Origin of the sequence: Acetobacter cibinongensis (assembly GCF_000963925.1) — a bacterium.
Classification (GTDB): Bacteria; Pseudomonadota; Alphaproteobacteria; order Acetobacterales; family Acetobacteraceae; genus Acetobacter; species Acetobacter cibinongensis.
In genome coordinates, this window is sequence record NZ_BAMV01000011.1 from 227,251 (window position 1) to 251,622 (window position 24,372).

The 24,372-nt window shown below is 54.1% G+C and carries 17 protein-coding genes and 1 tRNA gene; 10 read left to right on the forward strand and 8 right to left on the reverse strand.

Going from position 1 to position 24,372, the window contains the following annotated elements; genetic code table 11:
* Positions 1-35: 35 nt before the first annotated feature.
* Genes gmk through Abci_RS07555 form a run of 4 tightly spaced genes read left to right on the forward strand, consistent with a single transcriptional unit; the run spans position 36 to position 4,884 of the window.
* Positions 36-689, forward strand: coding sequence for a guanylate kinase (gene gmk, locus Abci_RS07540; protein ID WP_048838589.1), 654 nt, complete (start codon positions 36-38; stop codon positions 687-689).
* 5 nt (positions 690-694) lie between these two features.
* Positions 695-2,128 carry a D-glycero-beta-D-manno-heptose-7-phosphate kinase gene (gene rfaE1, locus Abci_RS07545; protein WP_048838504.1) on the forward strand — a complete coding sequence of 478 codons (1,434 nt, stop codon included), beginning with the start codon at positions 695-697 and terminating at the stop codon, positions 2,126-2,128.
* Positions 2,125-3,351, forward strand: a complete 1,227-nt coding sequence (locus Abci_RS07550; protein ID WP_048838505.1) for an AGE family epimerase/isomerase — start codon at positions 2,125-2,127, stop codon at positions 3,349-3,351. The genes rfaE1 and Abci_RS07550 overlap by 4 nt, the downstream gene beginning before the upstream one ends.
* A gap of 15 nt (positions 3,352-3,366) precedes the next feature.
* Positions 3,367-4,884, forward strand: coding sequence for a replicative DNA helicase (locus tag Abci_RS07555; RefSeq protein ID WP_048838506.1), 1,518 nt, complete (start codon positions 3,367-3,369; stop codon positions 4,882-4,884).
* 75 nt (positions 4,885-4,959) lie between these two features.
* Here Abci_RS07555 and Abci_RS07560 read toward each other — a convergent pair whose 3' ends face one another.
* Entirely contained in the window at positions 4,960-6,648 is a 1,689-nt protein-coding gene (locus Abci_RS07560) for a Hint domain-containing protein (protein WP_048838507.1), read from the reverse strand.
* A 200-nt stretch (positions 6,649-6,848) separates the two neighbouring features.
* Between Abci_RS07560 and Abci_RS07565 the strand changes: the two genes are divergently transcribed.
* Positions 6,849-7,442: a recombinase family protein gene (locus Abci_RS07565; protein WP_244877616.1), complete on the forward strand. Its 594-nt coding sequence runs from the start codon at positions 6,849-6,851 to the stop codon at positions 7,440-7,442.
* Between the two features lie 223 nt (positions 7,443-7,665).
* On the opposite strand, the gene Abci_RS07570 is transcribed toward Abci_RS07565, so the two are convergent.
* From Abci_RS07570 to Abci_RS07590, 5 genes are all read right to left on the reverse strand, one after another.
* Positions 7,666-10,113 (reverse strand): mechanosensitive ion channel family protein, encoded by a 2,448-nt coding sequence (locus Abci_RS07570; protein ID WP_084597571.1) that lies wholly within the window; start codon positions 10,111-10,113, stop codon positions 7,666-7,668.
* 207 nt (positions 10,114-10,320) lie between these two features.
* Positions 10,321-10,962 carry a TetR/AcrR family transcriptional regulator gene (locus Abci_RS07575; protein WP_048838509.1) on the reverse strand — a complete coding sequence of 214 codons (642 nt, stop codon included), beginning with the start codon at positions 10,960-10,962 and terminating at the stop codon, positions 10,321-10,323.
* A 107-nt stretch (positions 10,963-11,069) separates the two neighbouring features.
* Complete coding sequence (locus Abci_RS07580) at positions 11,070-11,213, reverse strand: hypothetical protein (RefSeq protein ID WP_181015826.1); 144 nt, start codon at positions 11,211-11,213, stop codon at positions 11,070-11,072.
* A 102-nt stretch (positions 11,214-11,315) separates the two neighbouring features.
* On the reverse strand, positions 11,316-12,095 hold the full coding sequence (locus Abci_RS07585; RefSeq protein ID WP_048838510.1) for an ABC transporter ATP-binding protein: 780 nt from the start codon (positions 12,093-12,095) through the stop codon (positions 11,316-11,318).
* Positions 12,092-12,877, reverse strand: a complete 786-nt coding sequence (locus Abci_RS07590; RefSeq protein ID WP_048838591.1) for an MlaE family ABC transporter permease — start codon at positions 12,875-12,877, stop codon at positions 12,092-12,094. Before Abci_RS07590 ends, Abci_RS07585 begins: the two co-directional genes overlap by 4 nt.
* A 235-nt stretch (positions 12,878-13,112) precedes the next feature.
* Here Abci_RS07590 and Abci_RS07595 point away from each other — a divergent pair, with 235 nt between their 5' ends.
* The 5 genes from Abci_RS07595 to Abci_RS07615 all read left to right on the forward strand — a co-directional run bounded on the left by Abci_RS07595 (position 13,113) and on the right by Abci_RS07615 (position 19,689).
* A complete protein-coding gene (locus tag Abci_RS07595; RefSeq protein WP_181015827.1) occupies positions 13,113-14,438 on the forward strand; it encodes a UDP-glucose dehydrogenase family protein in 1,326 nt (441 codons plus the stop codon).
* Positions 14,439-14,491: 53 nt separating this feature from the next.
* Entirely contained in the window at positions 14,492-15,880 is a 1,389-nt protein-coding gene (radA, locus tag Abci_RS07600; protein ID WP_048838511.1) for a DNA repair protein RadA, read from the forward strand.
* Between the two features lie 67 nt (positions 15,881-15,947).
* A tRNA-Gly gene (locus Abci_RS07605) sits at positions 15,948-16,021 on the forward strand.
* Between the two features lie 703 nt (positions 16,022-16,724).
* The gene (locus tag Abci_RS07610; protein WP_048838512.1) at positions 16,725-18,251 is read left to right on the forward strand and encodes a hypothetical protein; all 1,527 of its coding nucleotides are present in this window, start codon (positions 16,725-16,727) and stop codon (positions 18,249-18,251) included.
* Between the two features lie 79 nt (positions 18,252-18,330).
* A complete protein-coding gene (locus Abci_RS07615) occupies positions 18,331-19,689 on the forward strand; it encodes an amino acid permease (RefSeq protein ID WP_048838513.1) in 1,359 nt (452 codons plus the stop codon).
* Between the two features lie 90 nt (positions 19,690-19,779).
* On the opposite strand, the gene Abci_RS07620 is transcribed toward Abci_RS07615, so the two are convergent.
* Entirely contained in the window at positions 19,780-20,463 is a 684-nt protein-coding gene (locus tag Abci_RS07620; protein WP_048838514.1) for a YoaK family protein, read from the reverse strand.
* Positions 20,464-20,639: 176 nt separating this feature from the next.
* Entirely contained in the window at positions 20,640-24,269 is a 3,630-nt protein-coding gene (putA, locus tag Abci_RS07625; RefSeq protein WP_084597572.1) for a bifunctional proline dehydrogenase/L-glutamate gamma-semialdehyde dehydrogenase PutA, read from the reverse strand.
* Positions 24,270-24,372: the final 103 nt, after the last annotated feature.

Here is a 24,372-nt window from a genome sequence, read left to right on the forward strand (position 1 = left end):
GCCGCAGAAAACACTAGGGAGAGATGGAATCCGGCATGGCTCATAGCAGAACATCAGGCACCATAGAGGGTATGAAACGGCGCGGAGTCTGTTTTGTGATCTCGGCTCCCTCAGGGGCAGGGAAGTCCACCATCGCCAATGCCCTGCGGGCGTCTGAACCACACCTGCTGCATTCCGTGTCCGTGACCACACGCCAGCCCCGCCCCGGTGAGGCTGAAGGTGTGCATTATCACTTCCGCACCATGGACCAGTTTGAAGACATGGCCGCAAAAGGGGAACTGCTGGAGTGGGCTACGGTGTTTGGCCGTGGTTATGGCACGCCCCGCGCTCCGGTTGAGGCGGCTTTGGCCGCCGGGCAGGACATGGTGTTTGATATTGACTGGCAGGGGCACCAGCAGATCCGTCAGGCGCTGCCAAACGATGTTGTAAGCCTGTTTGTGCTCCCGCCCTCGTTGCAGGAACTGGAACGTCGCCTGACCTCCCGTGCGTCTGACCACCCGGATGAAATTGCCCGCCGTATGGCGGCTGCGCGGGATGAAATTTCCCATTGGCAGGAATTTGATCATGTGGTGATCAATAAGGATCTCGATCGTGCCATTTTTGAAGCACGATCCATTTTAACATCCGGCCGCCTTAAAACAGGGCGGCAAACTGGCCTGACAGATTTTATCGCGACATTTGGAGCCTGATTTTTATGGATTTCTCCTCAGTTTCCGTTCTGTGTCTGGGTGATGTCATGCTTGACCGTTTTTTATACGGCAGCATGGAACGCATTTCGCCAGAAGCCCCGGTACCCGTGCTGTTGCTGGACAACCGGCGGGAAATGCCGGGTGGCGCGGGCAATGTGGCCAACAACATTACAGCACTTGGTGGCCACGCAGTACTGATCGGGCTGGTGGGGAAAGATGAGGCCGGGGGGCTGCTGCGGTCGGCATTGGCCAGACAGACCAGAGTGGTAGATGCAACTGTTGCAACCACAAGCCGACCTACTATTTGTAAAACGCGTTTTATTGCCGCCAACCAACAGGTTGTAAGAGCGGATGAAGAAAGCCGCCTGCCACTCCAGGCGACGGAGGCAGCTGCCCTCTGTGCCGCTATAGATGCCACGATAGAAGCGGTGCAGGCGGTTGTGGTGTCAGACTACGGTAAGGGTGTGTGCGGCCCACAGGTGCTGGAGCATGTGTTTTCTGCCGCCAAGGCACGCAACATTCCGGTGTTTGTAGACCCCAAATCTTCCGACTATCGCCTGTATTGCGGCGCAACCTGCATTACACCCAACGGGAAGGAACTGGCAGCCGCCTCTGGCATGCCTGTGGATACGGAAGCACTGACAGAAGCCGCAGCCCGCAAGGTAATGGCAGATGCCGAGGCAGACGCCATTCTGGCAACACGGTCGGAAAAAGGCATGATGCTGGTGCGCCGTACCGGTGAGGTCCTCTCTGTGCCAGCGCGGGCGCGGGAGGTGTTTGATGTCTCCGGTGCCGGGGATACGGTGATTGCCACCATGGCGCTGGCAACGGGGGCTGGTCATTCTCTGGAGCAGGCCATGCGTGTGGCCAACGCCGCTGCCGGTGTTGTTGTGGCCAAACTTGGTACGGCAACGGCGGATATTCAGGAAGTGCTGCATGAGCTGGATGAACAGTCGGGCCCGGATGAAATGCCACATCTTCTGCCGCTGGCCGCAGCCCGTGCTCAGGTGCAGCGCTGGCAGAGCCGTGGCCTGAAAGTTGGTTTTACCAACGGTTGTTTTGATATTCTCCACCCCGGCCATGTCAGCCTCTTGGCTGAAGCCAGAGCAGCCTGTGACCGGCTGATTGTTGCTTTGAATACAGATGACAGTATCAGCCGCCTGAAAGGCCCGGAACGCCCCGTCAATACGCTGGATTCGCGGGCGCGCGTCATGGCGGCAGTTCGTTATGTGGATGCTGTTGTGGCTTTTGCGGAAGATACCCCGCTGGAGGCCATTACCGCCCTGATGCCTGATGTGCTGATTAAAGGGGCAGACTACAAACCCGAGCAGGTTGTGGGGGCGGATGTTGTCATAGCTGCGGGCGGCTCTCTGGTTTTGGCTGATCTGGCACAGGGGCATTCCACAACGGCGACCATCGGTCGCATACGGCGGGTATGATGGTAGGGCAGTTTTCTCCCGAGCACCCATCGCTTCAGGGGGTGCACCAACAGTTCAGACACTGGTTGTTTGACCAGGCTTTGCCATTCTGGGCAACCGTAGGATGTGACGGCAGCACGGTAAACCCGGCGCAGTACGGTGCGCAGGAAAGCCTTACTCTGGCAGGGGAGCCTGCCTTACCCCCGTTTAAGCGGGTCAGGGTGCAGGCACGGCAGCTCTTTGTTTTTTCATGGGCCGTGCTGCAAGGGCAGACGCACTATCAGGCCTGTGCAGACAGCATTTTCAGGTTCCTCCTCAAAGCCCAGAAGCCGGAGGGCGGTTGGGCACGCAGTCTCACTCCGGATGGCGCCGTGTTGGACCCAACGGCAGATTTGTATGATCTCGCCTTCGTTGTGTTCGCTCTGGCATGGTATGCGCGTGTTGAACCGGACGGGCAGGCGGTCTCTCTGGCACGCCAAACTGTGCTCTGGATTGAGCGCGCCATGAGCACACCAGAGGGCGGTTTTCTGAATAGCCTCCCACAACCATCAGAACCCCGGCAGCAAAACCCGCATATGCATCTGTTCGAGGCTGTGCTGGCCCTGTATGAAACCACGCAGGACCCGACGGACCTCGCACTCGGCCATACGCTTTATGCGTTATTCAACAAGCATTTTCAGGATACACGCACAGGAACGCTGGGAGAGTTTTTTACCCAGGACTGGCACCCCGCATCAGGAGTGCAGGGCCAGTGGGTGGAGCCGGGCCATCATTTTGAATGGGTCTGGCTGCTGTCAGAATATGAGCGGCTGGCTGGAGTAGAAACAGGCGCTCAGGCTCGCCGGTTGTACGACTTTGCAACCCGCTATGGTGTTAAAGCAGAAACAGATCTGGTTTATGATGCCCTTGACCGTGATGGCGCGGTGCTCAAGGCCTCTTCCCGTCTATGGGTGCAGGGGGAAGCGCTTAGAGGGGTACTGGTGTTTGACCCGCAGGACCAGCAGGGCCTGGTGGCGCGTATGGTCAGGAATTTGCTGGAACGTTATTTCAAGGGCTGCCCGGCAGGCACCTGGCTGGACCAGATGGATGAAAAAGGGTTACCGATCTCTCACTCCATCCCCACTAGCTCCTTATATCACATTACAACGGCTTTTGCTGCGTTGGACAAAGCTGTGACATCTGCTCCCTTGCTGCCAAGCAGAGCAGGTACGGCGTGTGCTGACGCACAAAGCAAGACCTGCTAGACACACGGCGTGAGCATGACAAAAACAGACATAACGGCACAGGCTGACGACAGCATCCTGTCCCTTTCCCTCCGCCAGCCCCCCGCCAATATTGAAGCCGAACAGGCTTTGCTGGGGGCGTTGTTGACCAATAACCGCGCCTATGACCGCGTATCAGACTTTCTGACCGGGGCGCATTTTGCCAATCAGGTGAATGGCCGTGTTTACGATGCCATAGCCCGCCGTATTGAAAACGGCCAACTGGCAGACCCCGTAACCCTGCGTGCAGAGCTGGAAAACTCCGGTGTGCTGACAGAGGTAGGCGGCATGGCCTATCTGGGCAAATTGCTGACCTCCATGGTGGGGATCATCAATGCAGGTGACTATGGCCGCGCTATTCACGATGCGTGGATCCGGCGGCAGTTGATTGATATTGGGGAAGGTGTTGTCAACAACGCGTTTGGCGCAACATCCGCCCTGTCCGGCCCAGACCAGATTGCCGCAGGGGAAGAGGCTCTGTTCCGGCTTGCCACAGAAAAAGGGCAGGACGGCGGTTTTGTTGACTTTGACAGGGCTCTGACCAACGCCATTGCTACGGCCGAAAAAGCGTTCCAGAACGACGGCCATGTTGCAGGGTTGACGTCTGGCCTGCGCGATCTGGATAAAAAAACCGGTGGATTGCATCCGTCCGATCTTCTTATTCTGGCAGGTCGTCCCGCCATGGGTAAAACTGCTCTGGCAACCAAGGTCGCGTTTTCTGCTGCACGCGCGTTGTTGCAGGAAGCGGAAGACACAGGGCCGGGTGTACAGCCAAAGGGCACCGTTGCGATCTTCTCGCTCGAAATGTCAGCCGAACAGTTGGCCGGGCGTATTCTGTCCGAGCAGGCCGAGGTGTCGGGTGAGCGTATTCGTCGTGGTGACATCGGGCAGAAGGAATTTGACCGCTTTGTGCGTGTCAGCCGCGAATTGGCCCGCCTGCCGCTGGTCATTGATGATACACCAGCTATCTCCCTTTCCGCCATGCGAACCCGCTGCCGCCGCTTAAAGCGTACACGTGGTTTAAGCTTGGTGGTGGTGGACTATTTGCAGCTTATGCGTCCCTCTGTCGGGACAAGGCCAGAAAGCCGCGTTCTTGAAATTTCCATGATTACGCAGGGTCTTAAAGCAATTGCAAAGGAACTTGAGGTGCCGGTTATTGCCCTCTCCCAGCTCTCTCGTCAGGTGGAATCACGCGAAGATAAACGCCCCATGCTGTCTGATCTTCGTGAATCCGGCTCTATTGAGCAGGACGCAGACGCCGTGATGTTTGTGTACCGTGACGAATATTACCTGCAACAACGTATGCCTAAGGAAACAGCCTTTGATTCCATGGAAAAATACGGAGCAGCATTGGACGACTGGCAGCGTAAAATGGGTCTTGTGCATAACAAGGCTGAGCTGATTTTGGAAAAACAGAGGCATGGTCCCACAGGCACAGTGCATCTGTTCTTTGAAGGCGAATATACGCGCTTTGCTGATTTGGAAACACAACACGAAGATCAGCCCCACCATTAAACAGGGCTGATCAGAAGACAACGTTTTGAATGGGGAGTGATGCACACTGTCTATGTGCATCACTCAGTTGTCGGCTTAAGCGGTCAGTTTTTTGCGGCGGTTTTTTTCTTGCAGGCTATAAGGGCCAGCCGCCAGTACTTCTACGGTAAGCAAGCTAAAGCCTTTAAGTGTTCCCTCGCCAAGAGACAGAGTGGCATCCCCGTTTGTCCAGCGGCAGGATGAAACTTGCTGCCCATGCCATCCCTGTAGATCCTGCTTGTCCAGATGGCTGGTGATGGAAATTTTCTTGTTAGAGCCTAGTAGGGTAACAGCGCCGACCAGCACCCCAAGCTTACGGCGGTCATCTACAAACGGACCAATCGTGTCACAAGGGCGGCTTGTGCGTGAAACCAGACGAACAGTTTTGATGTTGGCTGGCAACATGAAAACAACGGTATGATCTGTTGTGCGGATCTTGCGGATAATCTGACCGTTGTCAGTGACAATATGCAGGTCGGATTCCGGCGTGAGGGGGCGGGAGGGAGTCTGCTGGTGGTTGTCCGTGACGGTAAGGGAGCGCTGTTTTAGGGTGTGGAAAATTGTTTCCACAAAGTTGCGTTCAACACACAGGGGTGCGGCAGCATCTTTCTCCCATGAGCTCATTTTACCGTGCAAAGTCACAACTTTGCCTGGCTGCTGAAATGACAACCTATTGCCAGTATCAAGATAGCTTTCCGTCAGCATACCATTCGCTGTGATGACTGACTGATGCTCAGTCTCAATATGATAGTAGTTATAAGACTGTATGGTTTTATCATAAAAAATGGATATGCCGTTAACTAGCATCCGTGCTGGAATAAATTTGCCCTCAAAAAACAAGCAATGTTCTGATGTAATCAGCAAATCTTTGTAAGGGACGCCATCGGAGAGGGCACCTTTGAGAATACGCACGGGATAACCTGATTGATCATCCGGCAGGTTAGGTTGTGCATTAACATGGCCAGTCCCAACCCAGACAACCCGACGCGTTACGTCCTTGTTGTTCTGCCAGTCAAAAGTGACGACCTCATCGCCAATTTGCAACGTTTCAACGGCCATATCTCCTTCAGGCGTGCGCAGCATGCTGCCACCCAGAAAGCAGACAATGACAGTGTCTGCCGTAAGGTAGGTTTTGCCATTCACTGATTTGACAATAAAGGTTGTACCTTCGTTTTCAGCCGGGAGCTGAAATGATGAAGTGCCTGAAATAGCCTGACCTTCGTCAGTAAGTGTGTAGACACCGTTAGTATAAACATAATTGTCTGCTACAAGGCCGTCTATTATAATAGTATCTCCTTTTTGTATATTGGTAATGTAACCAATAATGCTAGCAGTTGTTCCTGCCGCAATTTCGACTGTGCCGCCTGTTCCATCAAACTGGATGAGGCCCGCAGTGGTTGTGGCGTACCCCCCCAATATAAGCGTCCCGCCGTTGCTGACCACAACTTTGGAACCATTGGCGATAGCGTCTGCGTTGGTTAATGTTAAATTACCATTAACTGTTACAGTGGCAGGATGATCCGTATTGCCAACAGTCCAGCCCTTGCCATTAATGCTGGTGCCATCAGCAATAACAACGTTTACGCCGGACGTTTCACCAGAGACGGTGTCACCACTCTGCTCGTCAGTAATGGTGATCGTGCTGTTTTCTGGTGCTGTGTAAGTTCCGTTTGTGCCCCAGCCAGAATCAGGAGAAGACCCATAATTCAGGGAGACAGAAGGGTTTGCGGGAAGCTTTCTGGCCATATTTCAAACCTTTATAAAATCTTAATTTCCGCAAAGTTTTTTTTGGTTTTTTGGCTATCAAAATTAACTTTCTTATTGCTTCCGAAACTTGTGTAGTATAAGGCTGTTAACGAGTTGTTAACCAAATGAGAGACGTTTTGTCTCTTGCATAAATCAAGAATTACGCAAGAAACTCCCCTTTGTTATTGGGAGTTTATGTCTTGGCCAACACAGATCAGTTGTATGATAAAATTGGATATGCCCGGGTTAGCACTGTGGGGCAGACTCTAGAGCTTCAACTGAAAACTCTCCAAAGCTATGGGTGCCGTAAAATCTATCGGGAAAAAGCAAGTGGTGCCAATTCCGATAGAGTAGAACTAAAAAAATTATTAGAAAAATTAAAAGAAAACCAAATAATTGTTGTTACAAGGCTAGATAGGATTGCGCGAAGTACTTTTGATTTATTTGCAATAGTGAAAGAAATTACAGATAAAAAAGCACAATTTTATTCCTTGGCGGAGCCGTGGACTGATACATCAACTAGTACGGGCCGCCTTATGCTTGCCGTTCTTGGTGGGTTAGGCGACGTAGAGCGTGATTTGATCCGTAACCGCACGGCAGAAGGGCGGGCTAGGGCAATGGAGCAGGGGAAAAAAATGGGGCGCCCTCCACGCATTACAGAGGGACAAAAAAAGGAAATACTTAAAAGGCGTGAGAATGGCGAATCTTTAAGCGCGCTTAGTCTTGCATTTGGGGTTAGCGAAAGCACCGTCTCACGGATTGGAAACGGGAAATATCTTAATATTAAAAAATAATTAGACTCAGAATTTATTATTAATTCTGTTGCTATAACGTTTTGATTTCTGCTTCTGGAAAATGTCTCAATATTCTTTGGCCGGAGTGGGGGAGAGAGCACTTATTTTAAGGTCTCGGCCTGTCGACTGGTACGCTCCCGGTTTATTAGGCCGTTGGTTTATGACCCTCAACAGCAGAGCAAACTGACTCATACTTATAGCCAGCTTGCGCTGTTTGTTTTCCCTACGACTGAGACGGCGCGAGAGAATTGGGCACGGTGATAGGAATATCGTGCTGCTGAAAAGCCTGCCACAAATCAAATAAGGCTTCACTTCGCACTTTTGCAACGTCCAGTCCTTGCCGGGCACGGGCGGTGCCGGTCAACAACGCAGACCCATCAGTAATGGCTGTAATACTGGCGGTTGGTGCAAGTTGTGGATCTACGTTTTCACTGGCGGCCAGAGTTTCCACCATAACCTGCATGGCTTTCTGCAAATCAGATGAAAACGGAAGTTGCAGAACAGTTGTGAAAACTCCCGGCTTTTCAGCGCGTGTAGCGTTACGCACAGCAGAGGTAATGAACTGGGAGTTCGGGACAATCATGGTCGATCCATCCGCCAGTTTGATGTTGGTGGAACGCACGCTAATACGGGCAACTTCACCATGCGCACCGGCAATATCCACAACATCCCCAATGGAGACAGGGCGTTCCGCCATAAGAATAATGCCGGAGACGAAGTTCTGCACGATGGATTGCAGGCCAAAACCAATACCGACCGACAGGGCACTGACAACCCATGTCATGCTCTTCATGGTAACACCCAGCGCAGACGCCATGCTGAGGCCAATTAAAATCCAAGCAGCGTAGGTAATCACGTTCAGGATGGAGCTTTGTGCCCCAATATTGAGACGCGTTGTCGGGAAGAAGCGCTGCATAAACCATGTTTTGACGATTTTGATGGCGTAGTGCCCGATAACCGGCAAAATGGCACACAACAAGAGTGTGTCGAGCGAAATGGAAAAGCTGTCATCTGCTGGTTTCCCGCTCTGTCCACGGAAAATGTACAGAATGCGGTTGCCAACTTGTGCGGGGTCAAAGTCTGCCCCTGCCGTTGCAACAGATGAGGCAAGAATAAGCAGGAAAACGCTAATCAGCCCGGGAATAACAACGCTTGCCTGGTCCACAAGCCGGGCAGGTAGCCCAAGCTGCACCAAATGGTGCCCTATGGGGCCTTCAGACGGGAAAACGCTGCTTCCCAAAGCCGTTGCCAGTAGCGAGATCAGAAGCAGGCCCGTCAGGGTAATGGCCATGACGGAAATCCACGAAATAATCGTATAGGCCAACGGAATATAGCCGGACAGCACCGCCAGCCAGCAGACGATAGAGACTGTCATGGCCAGCGTGCGGAGCAGCGGCGCGACCGTTGGGGGAGCGCCTGTTCCTTCTTCCGCAGAAATGCGGAGCTGCCGGGGGATCGCAAACAGCAGCGGGCTGACGGCAAGCGTATAAAGCCCGTCAAAAAACTGGACATGCAGAATGCTCAGGCCGCTCTGGGTGTCTACGTACCGTAAAATACCCCGAATAATAAGAGCAACAGCAAACCAGATGGGGAAGAGGCGTAGATGATGCGCCACCCGGTCGGGCATGGGGAAGACACGCCATTCTGCTTTGCGAGAAAGCAGGCTAATGCCTAACTCCACCACAAACCCGCACAGCGGAACCTGTGCCGCGACCATTTCAGCCAGATTGTCGAGGTCTTCACCCAGGGCGGGGTTGTCGAGCGCAATGCCCGCCCAGGCCAGACGGAACGCAAAAGCCCAGGCGACGATACTTATAACTGCACACAAAACTGTCGCGGCAATTGGCCTGATGCGGCCGGTGGGCAGAATGCGCGCCACCAAAATACGTACTGGCTTATGGCAGAAAAAATACGCTGTCAGCAAAAGAGCGGAAAGCAGGAATGCCCCAAGAGTAATAAGGGCGTGTCGGCCAGTAAAGGCGTGCGCCAGAACAGCACGAGCCTCCTGCATCAGGTCGTTCGCACTGCTGGACGTTGCGGCGGACTCACTGCTCAGCTGAGACCAGAAGGTCACGCCAAGAGGGGATGGAAAGCGCTGCGTCAGGGTTGCTTGCTGGATGGCTGTACCATGTTGGCGTAACTCACCAACAAGTTGCTGTGCTTCAACCTGATACAGTTTCAGCCGGGTAATACGGTTGGAAATATCGCGCTGTTTTGCGGTCAGAGCCTTACGTTGGGCGGTAATGGCCGCAGGTTCAGCAGGGTCATCCTTGCCAGGTGGTTTGCCCAGCACGTCCAGAAAATTCTGATAGACAGACTCATAAGGTTTGATTTTTGCAGCCAGAGCGTCGGTTTGTGAAGAAACCGCAGTTGCCCGTTTGAGCAGGGAGGCAAATGCCGCCGCATTATCAGTCTTGCTATAGGGTTTTAAACTATCCTGATATATCGAATGAATTTCAGCCCCGATCTTCGCGAGCGTGTCATCAGAGACCGCGAGGGAGATGTCTGAAATAAGCGGCGTAACGGGCTGTGCATCAGCAGGGGATGCTGCGGCCGGAGACGGGGTATCCGCGCCAAATGCCTGAGGGGCTGAAAGAGGCAGGGCGGAAAGAAGCCCACCCCACAGAAAGATCATGGCAGGAAGAAGTGCGCGCAGCATCGATTTAGACATTAATTTTTTCTTCACCCCTCAGGGAAAAACACAGTTCGGAATAAACGTGGTGACCAGCAAGGGGGTTGCGTTCCCCCGCAGGAAAAGCAGCCAAACTGTTATGGTAGGGGCGGGAAAGTGCCTATGGAATTTCCGCCTTTAGAAAAATGGTTTGGCAACCTGTTTCAAAAAACAGAAGGCTGGGCCACCACAGGCTAAAAAGAGCCGCTATGATTTTTGATAAGCAGAAATAATTTTGAAATATTCCGCCCGCGCGAATGAACACCATATGGCATAGGTTTTTTCAAGTTCAGACAAAGGTGTGCCGCGTACAATTTCCAGCGCCAGCCCGCGTAGCATTGTTGTGGCCAGCAGGCGCAGCGGCTCCCATACGGTGGGGGGCACGTTGGATGTCAGGTTGGCAAGCCAGCGTGTCATGAAGGAATCAATGCGGGCCAGCACCGGGGCCGTGGCCTCAGCCAGTTCGGCATCACTGCGGCGGGCAAGTTCTATTTCAATGGTGGCAATAAATTCCGGCCCTTCGCAGATCAACGTCCACAAAGCCCCCAACATGGCATCTATTTTTTCTGCGGGTGTTATCTTGTGGGTCATGGCGCGCCGGTAAAGGCTGGCCCGTTTAAGGCCATAGTGCCGTAGCACCGCCGCCATCACCAAAGCTTTTGTGGGAAAGTGGTGCTGCATGGCACCAAGGCTTATGCCGCCTTGCCGTGCAATGGCCTGTACGGTTGTGGCCGCATAGCCGTTGGTTTGCAGTAGGGCGGCCGCAGCGTGAACAACCTTTTCCTGAGTGGCAGCACTACGGTCAAGCTGCTTACGGCGGCGTGGGGCGGCAGGTGGGGGCAGTGTCATAGAGGTGTGTTATGTCTCATCCGGACAAAGGCTGTCTGGCGCGTGTAGTGTGCGCGTGGCGCTGTGGTGTGCTCGCGCCAAACCCGACAGCGGCGACGATGTAACAGTTATTTGTGATTGCTGTGCAAGTTGTCGTGGTACCCGAACTTTTCCCATTCCTGCGGGGTCGTCATGCGTTTTGGCTCGCCTTTGAACATGCCACAGGCAGAAAGCGCAACAGCACATACCAGCATTAATACCACATGTTTCATGGTCTTATTTCCATTCAGGTCTACCACCCTGTCTCTATCTCATTCACAGGGCGGGTGGGCAAGCAATTAGACTGTAAAAAGCAACGTTAGACGGCAGAGTATTTATTTGCGGAGTTCCATGCCAATAGGGCCTTCGCGTCTGCCATGTGTAAACTGGTCCACCATAGGGTTGCCACTGTTCATCAGGGAAGTAGCAGGCCCCTGCCAGATAAGTCTGCCTTTGTATAACATGGCGGCTTCATCCCCAATGCGCTGGGCGGAGGCCATGTCGTGCGTAATGGCTATGGCGGTTGACCCCAGTTTTTTGACGCAATCCACAATCAGGCCGTCAATAACGGCCCCCATAATGGGGTCCAGCCCCGTTGTGGGTTCATCAAAAAACAGGATGTCCGGCGTTGCGGCAATGGCACGTGCCAGCCCAACGCGTTTTTGCATGCCGCCAGACAGTTCGGATGGGTAAAGCTCACCGACAGAGGGGTCCAGCCCCACCTGTGCCAGAATGGTTCCGGCGTGTGTCCGGGCATCAGAGCGCTTCAGGCGTTTGCGTGCCAGAAGACCAAAGGTCACGTTTTCCCATACGGGCAGGCTGTCAAACAGGGCGCCGTTCTGGAACAACATGCCAATTTCGCTGCGTAGGGCTTCACGACGTTTGGTAGAGGCCGTGAGGATATTTTCCCCATCAATTTCAATGCTGCCGGAATCAGGAACAATCAGCCCCAGAATGCAGCGGAGCAGTACGGATTTCCCACTGCCTGACCCACCGATAATAACAAAAGACGTGCCTTGCGGTACGTCCAGCGTAATGCCGTCCAGCACCTTCTTGGCACCAAAAGACTTGTGCAGATCACGGATGCGGATCTTGGGGGGGCGGGTATCTGTCATTGTGAGAAGAACAGGTCTGTCAGGAGATAATCAAACGCCAGCAGCAGGATGGACGCCACAACAACCGCAGCCGTAGTGGCAGAACCGACGCCCTCAGCGCCGCCCTTGCTGTTGTAGCCATAGTAACAGCCCATCAGCGCGATCAGGAACCCGAAGAGCGCGGCCTTGACCAGCCCGACTGTTACGTCAATGGCTTTAAGAGAGTTGAGGGTGGACACGATATAAGCATGGGGCGAGAAGCCCAGCTTCATGACGCAGACCGTAAACCCACCAGCCACACCCAATACGTCTGCAATCAATACCAGCAGGGGCAGGGCAATAAGGCCCGCCAGCAGCCGGGGGGCGACCAGATATTTCATGGGGTTGGTGGACAGAGTGGTGAGTGCGTCCACCTGGTCTGTCACGCGCATGGTGCCAATTTGTGCGGCCATAGCAGCGCCCACGCGGCCGGCAACCATCAAGCCTGCCAGCACGGGCCCAAGTTCACGCGTAACAGCCAGCACAACAATGCCTGCAATGGCGTTCTGCACATGGTACTGCGCAAAACCGGTGTAGGATTGCAGGGCAATGACACCACCTGAAAACAGGGCTGTCAGCGCCACAACTGGAAGGGAGAAAAAACCCGTTTCCATAAAAGCGCCAAAAAACACCCGTCCGTAGAAAGGCGGCCGCACAATATGTGAAAGACCTTCAAGCGCAAAGAGAGCCAGAGACCCGGCTGCCCGTATAAGCGCAAGCGTGGCACGGCCCAGTCTGGCCACAAGGTTGAGCACAATATCCATACGCTGCGGCTGTCGCTCCTGATAGCAGTGTGGCAGGTCAATCAAGCCTACTGCCGTAGCCTGATACGCAGGGCACGTCAAAGCCTGAGTGGGTGTGTGGTGGGTGGACTGCGGTTTGGGGCACAAAATCACGGCTGTATTGGTGTTAGCCATTGCAGGTCCCGGCGGCTGAGGGCATGTGTTGGGCACAAACAGGCCTGTTGGGCCGGACAATAAAAAGGCGGGAGTGCTGCAAATGCGTATAGCCATGATTGGCGGCGGGTATGTCGGGCTGGTGTCAGGCGCATGTTTTGCCGAATTTGGCATTAACGTGTCTGTGGTTGAAACAAACCCCACCCGTCTCTCCGCCCTGCGTGAAGGGCGTATTCCCATTTATGAACCCGGGTTGGATGCTCTGGTTGCCTCCAATAGTCAGGCTGGCCGTCTTACCTTTGGGGATGACATTGCACAGGCTGTTGCCGGGGCCGCCGCAGTTTTTATTGCTGTTGGCACCCCACCGCGCAATGGGGATGGTGCCGCGGACCTGCAATATGTTCACGCTGCCGCCCGCCAGATTGCGGAAGCCCTGACGGGCTATGCGGTTATTGTGACCAAATCAACCGTGCCTGTTGGCACCAGCCGCCGCATTGCTGAGATTATCCGCAGAACCCGGCCAGAGGCTGACTTTGATGTAGCCTCTAACCCCGAGTTTCTGCGTGAGGGCAGTGCTATTGGTGACTTCATGCGTCCTGACCGTGTGATTATCGGGCTGGACCAGAAGCGCCCGGAACGTGCCGCTCAGGCTGAAGCCGTGCTGCGCCAAGTGTACCGCCCCCTTGCCAGCAGCGAGGCCACTTTGCTGTTCACCGGCCTGGAAACGGCCGAGTTGACCAAGTATGCCTCCAACTCGTTCCTTGCCATGAAAATCTCGTTTATTAATGAAATGGCGGATCTGTGCGAAAAACTGGGTGCGGATGTGCATGAACTTGCACGTGGCATGGGGCTGGATACGCGTATTGGGCGGGACTTTCTTCAGCCCGGCCCAGGGTATGGTGGCTCCTGCTTTCCCAAGGACACGCTGGCTCTATCCCGCATAGCGCAGGAAGCCCACAGCGCCAGCCGTCTGGTTGAGACAACTGTGCAGGTGAACGAGGCCCGCAAGGCTGGCATGGCTGGCCGCATTGCCAGTGCATGTGGTGGCTCTGTTGCAGGCAAGACCGTAGGGGTGCTGGGGCTGACTTTCAAACCGGAAACGGATGATATGCGGGAGTCAGCGTCCATTCCCATCCTGCACCGTCTGGCAGAAGCTGGAGCGACCATTCGTGCATTTGACCCTGTTGGTATGGATGCAGCCAAGCCGTTGCTGCCTGAGGGGGTTGTGTATTGTGCCGATGCGCTGGAAGTGGCGGATCAGGCAGACGTACTGGTTGTGCTGACGGAGTGGAATATTTTCCGTGCACTCTCCCCCAATGAAATTGCAAAACGGATGCGTAGCGGTGTTGTGGTGGACCTGCGCAATATTTTCGACCCGCAGGCCATGCGGGCTGCGGGGCTTACCTATCAGTCTGTCGGGCGGCCTTGAGGAATGTGTCATCAGGCACCAGATTGCCTGATGTATGACAGGGAGAAGTAAGCGTGGCTAAAAAACCGTCCCGCCAGTTTGTGTGCCGCAATTGTGGGACGGCTTACCCCAAGTGGGTTGGCCAGTGTGAAGCCTGCGGTGAGTGGAACACGCTGGAAGAAGAAACAGTTGAGCCGCTGGCAGCCTCCACAGCTTCGGGTTCTGCAAAAGGTCGGCGGATCAAACTGGAGGGGTTGGACGGTATAGCCAAGCCACCGCCCCGCATTGAGACGACCATTGCAGAGTTTGACCGCGTACTAGGGGGCGGCCTCGTACCGGCCTCTGTGGTGCTGGTAGGGGGCGACCCCGGAATTGGTAAATCGACCCTGCTGCTGCAAGCCGCGTGCCGCCTGGCGGGCAATGGCGAGCGCGTTCTCTATATCTCCGGGGAAGAAGCTGTTGATCAGATCCGCCTGCGCGCCCTGCGTCTTGGGGTGGGGACGACAAAACTCGACCTCGCGGCTTCCATTAACGTAGCCGATATCGTCTCAACCCTTGAGGCAGAGACAGACGTTAAAGCTGTGATTATCGACTCTATCCAGACCATGTGGCTGGAAACCGTGGCCAGTGCGCCCGGGACGGTCTCGCAGGTCAGGGCGTGTGCGTTTGAGCTTATCCGGCTGGCTAAACGGCGAGGGTTCAGCCTTATTCTTGTGGGGCATGTCACCAAAGAAGGGGCGTTGGCTGGCCCTCGTGTGCTGGAACACATGGTGGATGCCGTGATGTATTTTGAAGGCGACCGGGGGCATCAGTTCCGCATTTTGCGGGCGGCCAAAAACCGCTTTGGCGCTACGGATGAGATTGGCGTTTTTGCCATGACAGATCGAGGGTTGGAAGAAGTCAGCAACCCGTCAGCATTGTTTTTGGCAGAGCGGCGGGGAAACATTGCCGGGTCTGCTGTTTTTGCAGGCCTTGAAGGGACACGGCCTGTACTGTTGGAAGTGCAGGCGCTGCTCTCTCCCAAAAGTGGCGATGGCGCACCACGCAGGGCTGTTGTGGGGTGGGATACAGGGCGGTTGTCCATGCTGCTGGCCGTGTTGGAAACCCGATGCGGCCTTAAATTATCGGGCATGGATGTTTATCTGAACTTTGCCGGTGGGTTGAAAGTGGCGGAGCCAGCAGCCGACCTTGCTGTGGCAGCCGCGCTTATTTCCGCGGCCAGTGGCGTCCCCACAAGCTCTGGCGAAGTCTATTTTGGTGAAGTCGGTTTGTCAGGTGAGGTCCGGCAGGTCGCGCAGGCAGATGCCCGTTTGAAAGAAGCGGCCAAACTGGGTTTTGATCAGGCAACCTTGCCTCGGCGCGTTGCGCGGGGGACTGTCCGCAATAAGCCGCCCGAAGGTCTGGCCCTGCGTGAGTTGGGGCATTTGTCTGATTTGATTGGCGCAGACATGGACGCTGAATAAGCCAGCAGGCGATAAAAGTGGATTGTCAGGGCGTGTGAAATCAGTATAGTGCGCGTCACACGCTTACGCGGATGTAGTTCAATGGTAGAACGGCAGCTTCCCAAGCTGCATACGGGGGTTCGATTCCCCTCATCCGCTCCAGCCTGTTTTTCCCTAAAAACACACAGTTATATGGCTCTTGTCAGTGTTGTCGTGCGCTGAAGAGCGCGCTCACCTGCGTGTGAGAATACGCCCTCAGATTGGCGTCTTAAAAAATGGCTTAGTGCCTAATGTTCCACGCTGGATGGCGCATTCCTTCCAGACAAGAGCCTTTGGGATATGGCACTTAGAGTTTTGTATCAAATTTATGTGACGTTTCTTCTTTGTAAATATTCAAAATCTTTTATTTTATTTCAAAATCGAAATAGAGTCTTTTCACCCAAGAAAATTCCAAAAACACTTTCGCGCAGACTACAAACGCAAAAAAAATTAAGAATTTTTGGGCATAGAATCGTTTATAATTCTCAATTCCGGCCATGAAACGATCACGATGTATTGAGATATATTTTGATTTATTTATAATGTTACAAAATGCATCACCTTGTATTTGGGTGAATCCGTAGAAAAATCGCCTTGAAAATAATATATCCTCATGTAGAGTTTATATTACGTTGAAGATAATATATGGTCTACTTTGTTCGTGATTGTAACCATGCTCAGGAATTTCTTGAGCAGGAGGAGTGAAGCCGCTTTTTGCATTGGGTACCTCACAAAAATAACAAGAATCATGAGGGAGGGCATAGGCATGGAGAACGCACAGTTGAGGGCAGGCGTGTCAGATCAGGCAGGGAGACGCTGAAGAGTTATGCGTCGTTTAGTGTATTCAAGCCTGGTGCTCGGTGCTGTTGCATCCCTGTCGTCTTACGCGAAGGCGGAAAAAACGCTGGTATCCGTTGGGGGGCTAACGGTGCAGGGTGGTCTGGACATTGGTGGCGCGGCCTTTTACCTGCCCGATGTCAATTTTGGCGCGGGGTCTTACGCTCCCCACTCTGATGGCCAGTATAAACGTACCAAAAGCCCTGCATCTGGCGAGTTATATGGCAAGCCTATACTGACAGGTCGGTGGGACTGGGGGCACGGCGTTGCCGTTATTGGCACGGCATCCGCGCTGGGTGCAGCAACACTTGGGCATGGGGACGGACAAATCATGTCCCAAACCTCAGGGTCGCCACACTCCATTTATCTTGAAGAAGCCAACATTGGCCTGACCATGCCTGTGCGGATTGCCCACGCCCCACATACCCTCACAGTGCTCGGTGGCAGGCAGGCTTTTATTGTTGATGATGGTTTTTTGATTGGTAAGGGCACCTATAGTGCAGGCCGAAGAGGGGCATGGTGGTATGCGCCGCGTTTTGCCTTCTCTGGGCCGGGCGTTATCAAACTGGAAGGCCAGTCTGTCAGGGCAGATGCCTTTATGCTGGAGAGCAATACGGATAACGATATTGACAGAGGCTATGACAGGCCAAAAACTAAGTTTGTGGGTTTTGATGTCAGTTGGTTTACCAGCACACCCGGCGGGCATGGCGGGAGTGTGTATGCGGAGCGTGCCTCTTATGTAACGCTCACATATTTTCATGTGCGGGATGCAGATACCTCGTCAGGATATGATCGCTCAGCCCGCGCAGACCGTAACGGCATGAATGTAGCATCCCTCAGTTGGGGTGGGACATTGTTCCCTGTAAAAGCACTTGGAATTTCAAAAAATTTCACATTTTACGGGAGCTTCGTTGCTGAACAGAATAGCCATGCGGGCAATGGCTACAAATCTGTAGAAGCATACGGCATGTATTTTGAACCGGGATACCGGTTTACGATGCTGCCATGGCAACCAAAGATTTTTTACCGCTACACGCAGTTTGGTGGCGGTAAAAACCCTAACGGCACAGTCAAGAGAAGTTACGATACGTTCTTCCTGTACGATGGCAAACGCTATTGCTACGGCGGGTATTGGCCGGGTGAAATTGTAGGTATGTATCTTGCGCCTCTCTCAAACCTCAAGGTGCAGCAGTTTGACCTGACCGTGACGGCGCCCTTTCATCTCATGAAACCGGAAGATGGCTTGAAGCTTGGGGTGCATTATTACAATCTGTCCTTGTTGCACCCATCAGGCGCAGGGTTGCGGAATGTGGCCAACCATATTTCTGACGAGGTTGATGTCACGGCAGAATACGCAATGAATGCAACTACATCCGCAGCGCTTGCTGGAGGGATGGCTTTTTCCGGACCATCAGGCAAGGCGCTTGCACAAGCCGGATTGCCCGGGGGGTACCCTATGCCAAAAATAAGCAGGCATTCCGGTATTCTGGAATTCTATTTCTACAAACACTTCTGACAAGACAAATGCGGGGTAGAAATTTCTTTCCGTTTGATAAATGATCTGAGCAAGAAACGAAACTAAGGGACACCAGCATATGGCCGAACAGGGCAGCACCACCACACCGGTTTCTGCATCCGGAGGGTTAAAAAACCGGCATATTGCCATGATCGCACTGGGCGGCATTATTGGGGCAGGTCTGTTTGTTGGCAGCAGTGCGGCCATAGCCACAACCGGCCCTGGTGTGCTGGTTGCTTTTCTGGCGGTTGGTCTGCTGGTTATTCTGGTTATGCGTATGCTGGGCGAACTGGTTGTAGCTGACCCTGGCCGAGGTTCTTTTGTTGAATATATTCGTGAAGCCCATGGCAACCGTGCAGGGTTTACCGCAGGGTGGCTCTACTGGTTTTTCTGGGTTGTTGTGTTGGGAAGTGAGGCCATAGCAGGCGCATTGCTGGTGCGGGACTGGGTGGCTTTGCCAGTATGGCTACTCTCACTGCTGCTTATTGTTGCTTTAAAGCTCATCAATTTTGCAGCACCCCGAATTTTTGGTGAGTGCGAGTTCTGGTTATCCCTCATCAAGGTCCTCAGCATTGTTGCGTTTATTGGTGTAGCGTTGCTGTATGTGTTGCATGTCTTCGGCCCCGGTGTGCCAGCACTCCATAACTTTATTGGGCATGGCGGGTTTTTCCCGCATGGTATTGTTGCGGTTCTTGCCATTATTCCAACCATCCTGTTCACAATGATGGGGTCTGAAATTGCAACAGTTGCTGCGGCAGAGTCCTCTGAGCCATCTAAAAATGTTGCGCGGGTTACGCGCACAATCGGCACGCGTGTAACACTGTTTTATCTCTTCTCTGTGGCCATGGTACTGCTGGTGGTGCCTTGGACGAACATTGTGCCCGGTAAGTCTCCGTTTGTGACGGCTATGGATACAATGGGCATCCCAGGTGCTGGGCTGTTCATGCGCATTGTTGTCTTGAGCGCTATTTTATCCTGCCTGAATTCCAGCATGTATATCACATCCCGTATCCTGACAGAGCTGGCGGGCCGTGGCGATGCACCCTCCAGTCTGGCACGGTCTAACGCGACTACGGTGCCGCGTATGGCGGTTGTGGTCAGCAGCATTGTCGGGGCATTGGTTGCGTTTTCATCTATCCTGTCCCCAGACACAATTTTTGCGTTTTTGCTGAGCTGTAGCGGCGGGGTTATTCTGGTTGTCTATTCGATGATTGTGAGCGCGTATCTGGTAACACGCCGTAGAGCAGAAAAAGCAGGGCAGGCTGAAGGCTTTAACTTACCTTTTTTCCCGGTCTGCAATTATGTAACCCTGCTGGCTGTTGCGCTGGTTTTCGTTGCTATGATCTTTAATGATGCTGAGCGCATGACGGCCCTTGCCAGCCTTGGTACATCCATTGCGTTTTATGGCGCAGCATGTGTTTGGAGCAGGCGGTCCTGAACCAGCCCGCACAGGCTGTTCTTTGCACCCCTGCCGCATAACTGTGGCAGGGGTATTTTTTTGTGTGAAGAGCCGGGCCGCCTTTTGGCGTTAATGCACGATCAGATTATCCAGACCCGCTAACAACCGATGCTCACGTAGGTACAGCAATGTGCCAGCGGACAAAATGGTGCCACCTGCGACGGCAATCGCTAAAGAGATGCTGTGGCTGGAGACAAGAGTGCCAATCACGGCACCAACAAAAAGACCGCAGATGGCTGAAAGCCTACGCCACGTTCCGGGGTTTTTGCCGCCCGCAAACGGGCTATTATGGGCAAGGCCGTGCAGCAACATTGTGGCGGCGGGCAGGCTCATATCAGCTACTTTTGCGTGGCGTGTGGCAGACGTTTGCATCCCCATGGCAAAAGCCAGCAAGGCAAGCGTGATATAGGTTCTGCCAGGCGGGTTGGCTGCCCAGACCAATGCGGTAAGCCCCACCAATAGCCCCACGCGTAACAAAATATCGCCTACCGCATATCGGATGCTGCGGTCACGCCGCGTAAGCCTGCCGCCGGTCATGGCGCCCAGAAGGTAAAAGCCAATAGCCTCAAACCCGGACAGAACAATGGTTTCTGATGTTGCTATATGGACGGCCATCAACAGCACTGTTGCTGTCATATAGCCTGCAAAAATTTTCAGATGCAGCAGGGAAATGGCGTCGAGCATGCCCATGGCCATGGTTACCAGAATAATGGCGGCAACCAGTCTAGGGTCATGTCCTGCGCGGGTGCTCATGATAGCTCCAGATTTATATATTGAAGAAATGGATAAGAGAGAGGGGTCTCATACCACTTTCTGGCCCATTTGTATGTGTTTTACGGCAGGGCCGTGTTGCATCCGGTGCAGACCCGGCCTTGCAATGGCCCCCACGCCTGTCAGACAGGTGTGGGGGAGAACCATACGGGATTTGGTTAGGCGAGTGTCATCAGACTGGCGTTACCGCCTGCCGCCGTTGTGTTGATACTGCAGGACTGTTCCTCCAGCACACACTCAGTGCCCGGCAGGCTTGTGCCTGTGATCCATGCTGACGCAATGGGGTAATCACCAGCGGAGAGAGCTTTGCGTGCTGCGGCGAAAGCCTCATCATCCCGCTCGGCCAGCACAATAGCGCAAGGCCTTGCTGTAGCACTGCTGACAATTTCAATGACGTTTTGCAGGGTGGCGGGGAGGGAAGAATGCCAGACGGCAGCAGAGTCGTGGGCCAGAACCAGCGCTTTATTCCCGCCAGAAAGAGCAAGCGAGATCTGGTTATACAGTCCGGACTTGGTCGCTGGAATACACAGGATGTTTCCGCGTGGCATCAGGCTATACAGGTTTTTCTCACCAACGGGGCCGGGCAGGGTACATTCCCCTCCAACCAGAGGTGTTCGGCTTAGCGTTGCGGCGGTTGCAGCGCCGACGCTCTCGCCTTGCTCACGTAGCCAGTCCGTCCAGGCCCGCATGGAATCCGGCAGCTTGCCCCGTACCAGTGGCCCGACTGCTGGGGCCTGTGCCAGCAGGCGGCGTAGTATCAGTGGGCCGCCTGCTTTTGGCCCGGTGCCGGAAAGGCCACGCCCGCCAAAAGGCTGCACGCCAACAACAGCCCCAATGGTGTTGCGGTTTACATACAGGTTACCGGCCTCAACATGCGAGAGCACATGCGTGACGGTGGACTCAATCCTTGTATGCAGCCCGAATGTCAGGCCGTATCCTGTACCATTAATGTCTGTCAGCAAACGGTCCAAGTCTGTCCGGGCATAGCGTAAAACATGCAGAACCGGCCCAAAAACCTCAGCCCCCATTTCCCGCACAGAGGTAATTTCAATTAACGTTGGCGGTACAAAGCTGCCATTGGCGCAGGCTTCAGGCAGAGGCAGTGCGTAAACGGGTGCTTTTTTGGCGCGGAAGGCTTCAATATGTTTGGTAATGCCGTCTGCTGCCTCTGCTGTAATAACCGGCCCAACATCCGTGGCAAGATGTGCGGGGTTGCCAAGGCGCAGCTCGCGCATGGCCCCTCGGAGCATGGTGAGAATATGGTCAGCACAGTCTTCCTGCACGCAGAGCAGCCGCAAGGCGGAGCAACGCTGTCCTGCACTGTCAAATGCTGAGGCCACGACATCTGCCACCACCTGTTCCGCCAGAGCTGAAGAATCAACAATCATGGCGTTCTGGCCACCGGTTTCCGCAATAAACGGAATAGGCTGGCCCGTGTGTGTACGGCGTGCTTCAATCTGACGGTTGATGATTTGTGCGACAACGGTTGAGCCGGTGAACATAACACCAGACACATGCTCATCCCCAACCAGAGCGGCACCGGTTTCTCCATCGCCCGTCAAAAGCTGCACGGCACCCGCAGGCACACCGGCTTGGTGCAGAATATCAACTGCAAGGGCTGCAATAAGGGGTGTTTCTTCAGCAGGTTTTGCCAAAACAACGTTACCAGCAGCAAGGGCCGCAGCAATCTGACCAAGGAAAATGGCCAGCGGAAAATTCCAGGGGCTGATGCAGGCCACAATGCCAAGGGGCACATGGGTAGCGTTCGTGAAGTCTTTGCGGATGGTTGCGCTGTAATAGCGCAGGAAGTCCACCGCTTCCCGTACCTCTGCAATACCATTTGGCAGAGACTTCCCGGCTTCACGGGAGAGAAGAGCCAGTAATTCATCCTGGCGTTCTTCCAGAAGATCAGAGGCTTTTTCCAAAATATCAGCGCGTTGCGCCGGAGGTGTGTCGGCCCAGGCCGTTTTTGCTTTCTTGGCGGCTATAGCCGCTTTTGCCACGATCTCTGGTGTTGCCTGAATAACGGTTCCCACACAGTCCGAGCGGTCAGCCGGGTTGGTGACGGGCTGTGCGTCCCCTTTAGGTTTGAGGCCTGCAACCAGAGGAGCAGACTTCCAGCTTTTGGGGGCTTTTTCTATGCCAGCAGCAAGATCCGCTAACACTTTGTCATCTGCCAGGTCTGTGCCTGCGGAATTGCGGCGTTCTGGCGCAAACAGATCTGTGGGTTTATGAATTTCTGTATGCGGTGCTCCATACGGCGTAAAACCATGCGCTACTTCCAGCGGGTCTTCAATCAGGGCTGAAACAGGAATGGCTTCATCACCAATTTGATTGACGAAGGAAGAGTTGGCTCCGTTTTCCAGCAGACGGCGTACAAGGTATGCAAGCAGGGTTTCATGCGTGCCTACCGGAGCATATATGCGGGCAGGGCGTGCCAGTTTGTCTGCGCCAACAACCTGCTTGTACAGCGGTTCACCCATGCCATGCAGGCATTGAAATTCGTAAGACCCAACTTGAAAGTCCTCGCCTGCAAGGGTGTAGATGCTTGCAAGGGTTCGGGCATTGTGGGTGGCAAATTGCGGGAAAATAACATCGCGGGCCGCAAGCAGTTTACGGGCACAGGCCAGATAGCTGATATCAGTGTGGCATTTACGCGTATAAACGGGAAAGTCAGATTGCCCTTCAATCTGCGCTTTCTTGATTTCACTGTCCCAGTAAGCCCCTTTAACAAGGCGGACCATCAGGCGGCGGTTGGTGCGGCGGGCCAGATCGATAATATAGTCCAGCACAAATGGGCAGCGTTTGCCGTAAGCCTGAACCACAAACCCAATACCGTTCCACCCTTCAAGGCCCGGTGTGTGGCACAGAGCCTCAAGCAGGTCGAGCGACAGGTCAAGGCGTTCGCTTTCCTCGGCATCTATGTTGATGCCGATGTCATATTTGCGGGCCAGCAGGGTGAGTTCCTGCACAACGCTCAGCAGTTCTGTCATTACCCGGTCGCGCTGGGCGCGAACGTAACGTGGGTGCAGGGCGGAAAGCTTTATGGAAATACCGGGACGTTCATAAACATTGCTGCCAACCGCACTGCGGCCAATGGCGTGAATGGCGTTCAGGTAGTCCTGCCGGTAGCGTTCAGCATCCTGTGCTGTAAAGGCGGCTTCGCCCAGCATGTCATAGGAGTAGGAGAAGCCTATATCTTCCAGTTTTTTACTGTTTTTACGGGCCTGCTCAATGGTTTCGCCCAGCACAAACTGTTCACCCATCAGGCGCATTGCTGCATCAACGGCTTTGCGAATAACGCCTTTACTGCTGCGGGCAACAAAACCGAGCAGTAAGTTGGTCAGGTTTTTTTCGTCCCGCTCTGCAACAAGGCCGCCTGTCAGTGCCAGCCCCCATGCAGCGGCATTGGCAAATAGCGGCCGCCCGCGTGAAGCGTGGGCCAGCCAGTCGCCCTCACCAATCTTATCCTGAATTAAGGCATCACGCGTTGCCGTGTCCGGAATACGGAGCAAAGCTTCTGCCAGGCACATCAGGGCGACACCCTCAGCGGAAGACAGAGAGAATTCCTGCACCAGTGTTTCCACCAGACCCGGCTTACGGTCCGCACGCAGGGTTTCTGCCAAGCGGGTTGCAAGAGCTGTTGTGGCTTGAGCCTCTGCTTCGCTCAGGGTGGCGGCAAGGGTCAGGGCGTTCACGCAAGCTGCTTCAGGCTGGCGGAAGGCCTCAATAATGGCCTTGCGCAGCGGCGTGCGGGACGAAAACACAGGGGCAGATGTGTCGCTCATGGGCATAGGCTATTCTTCCAGCGTGGTGGCAGCGCAAGACATCTCTGATGCAATACGGTTTCAGGAAGTTTTGGCTAAATAACGATTTTTCGTCCTTCGCATG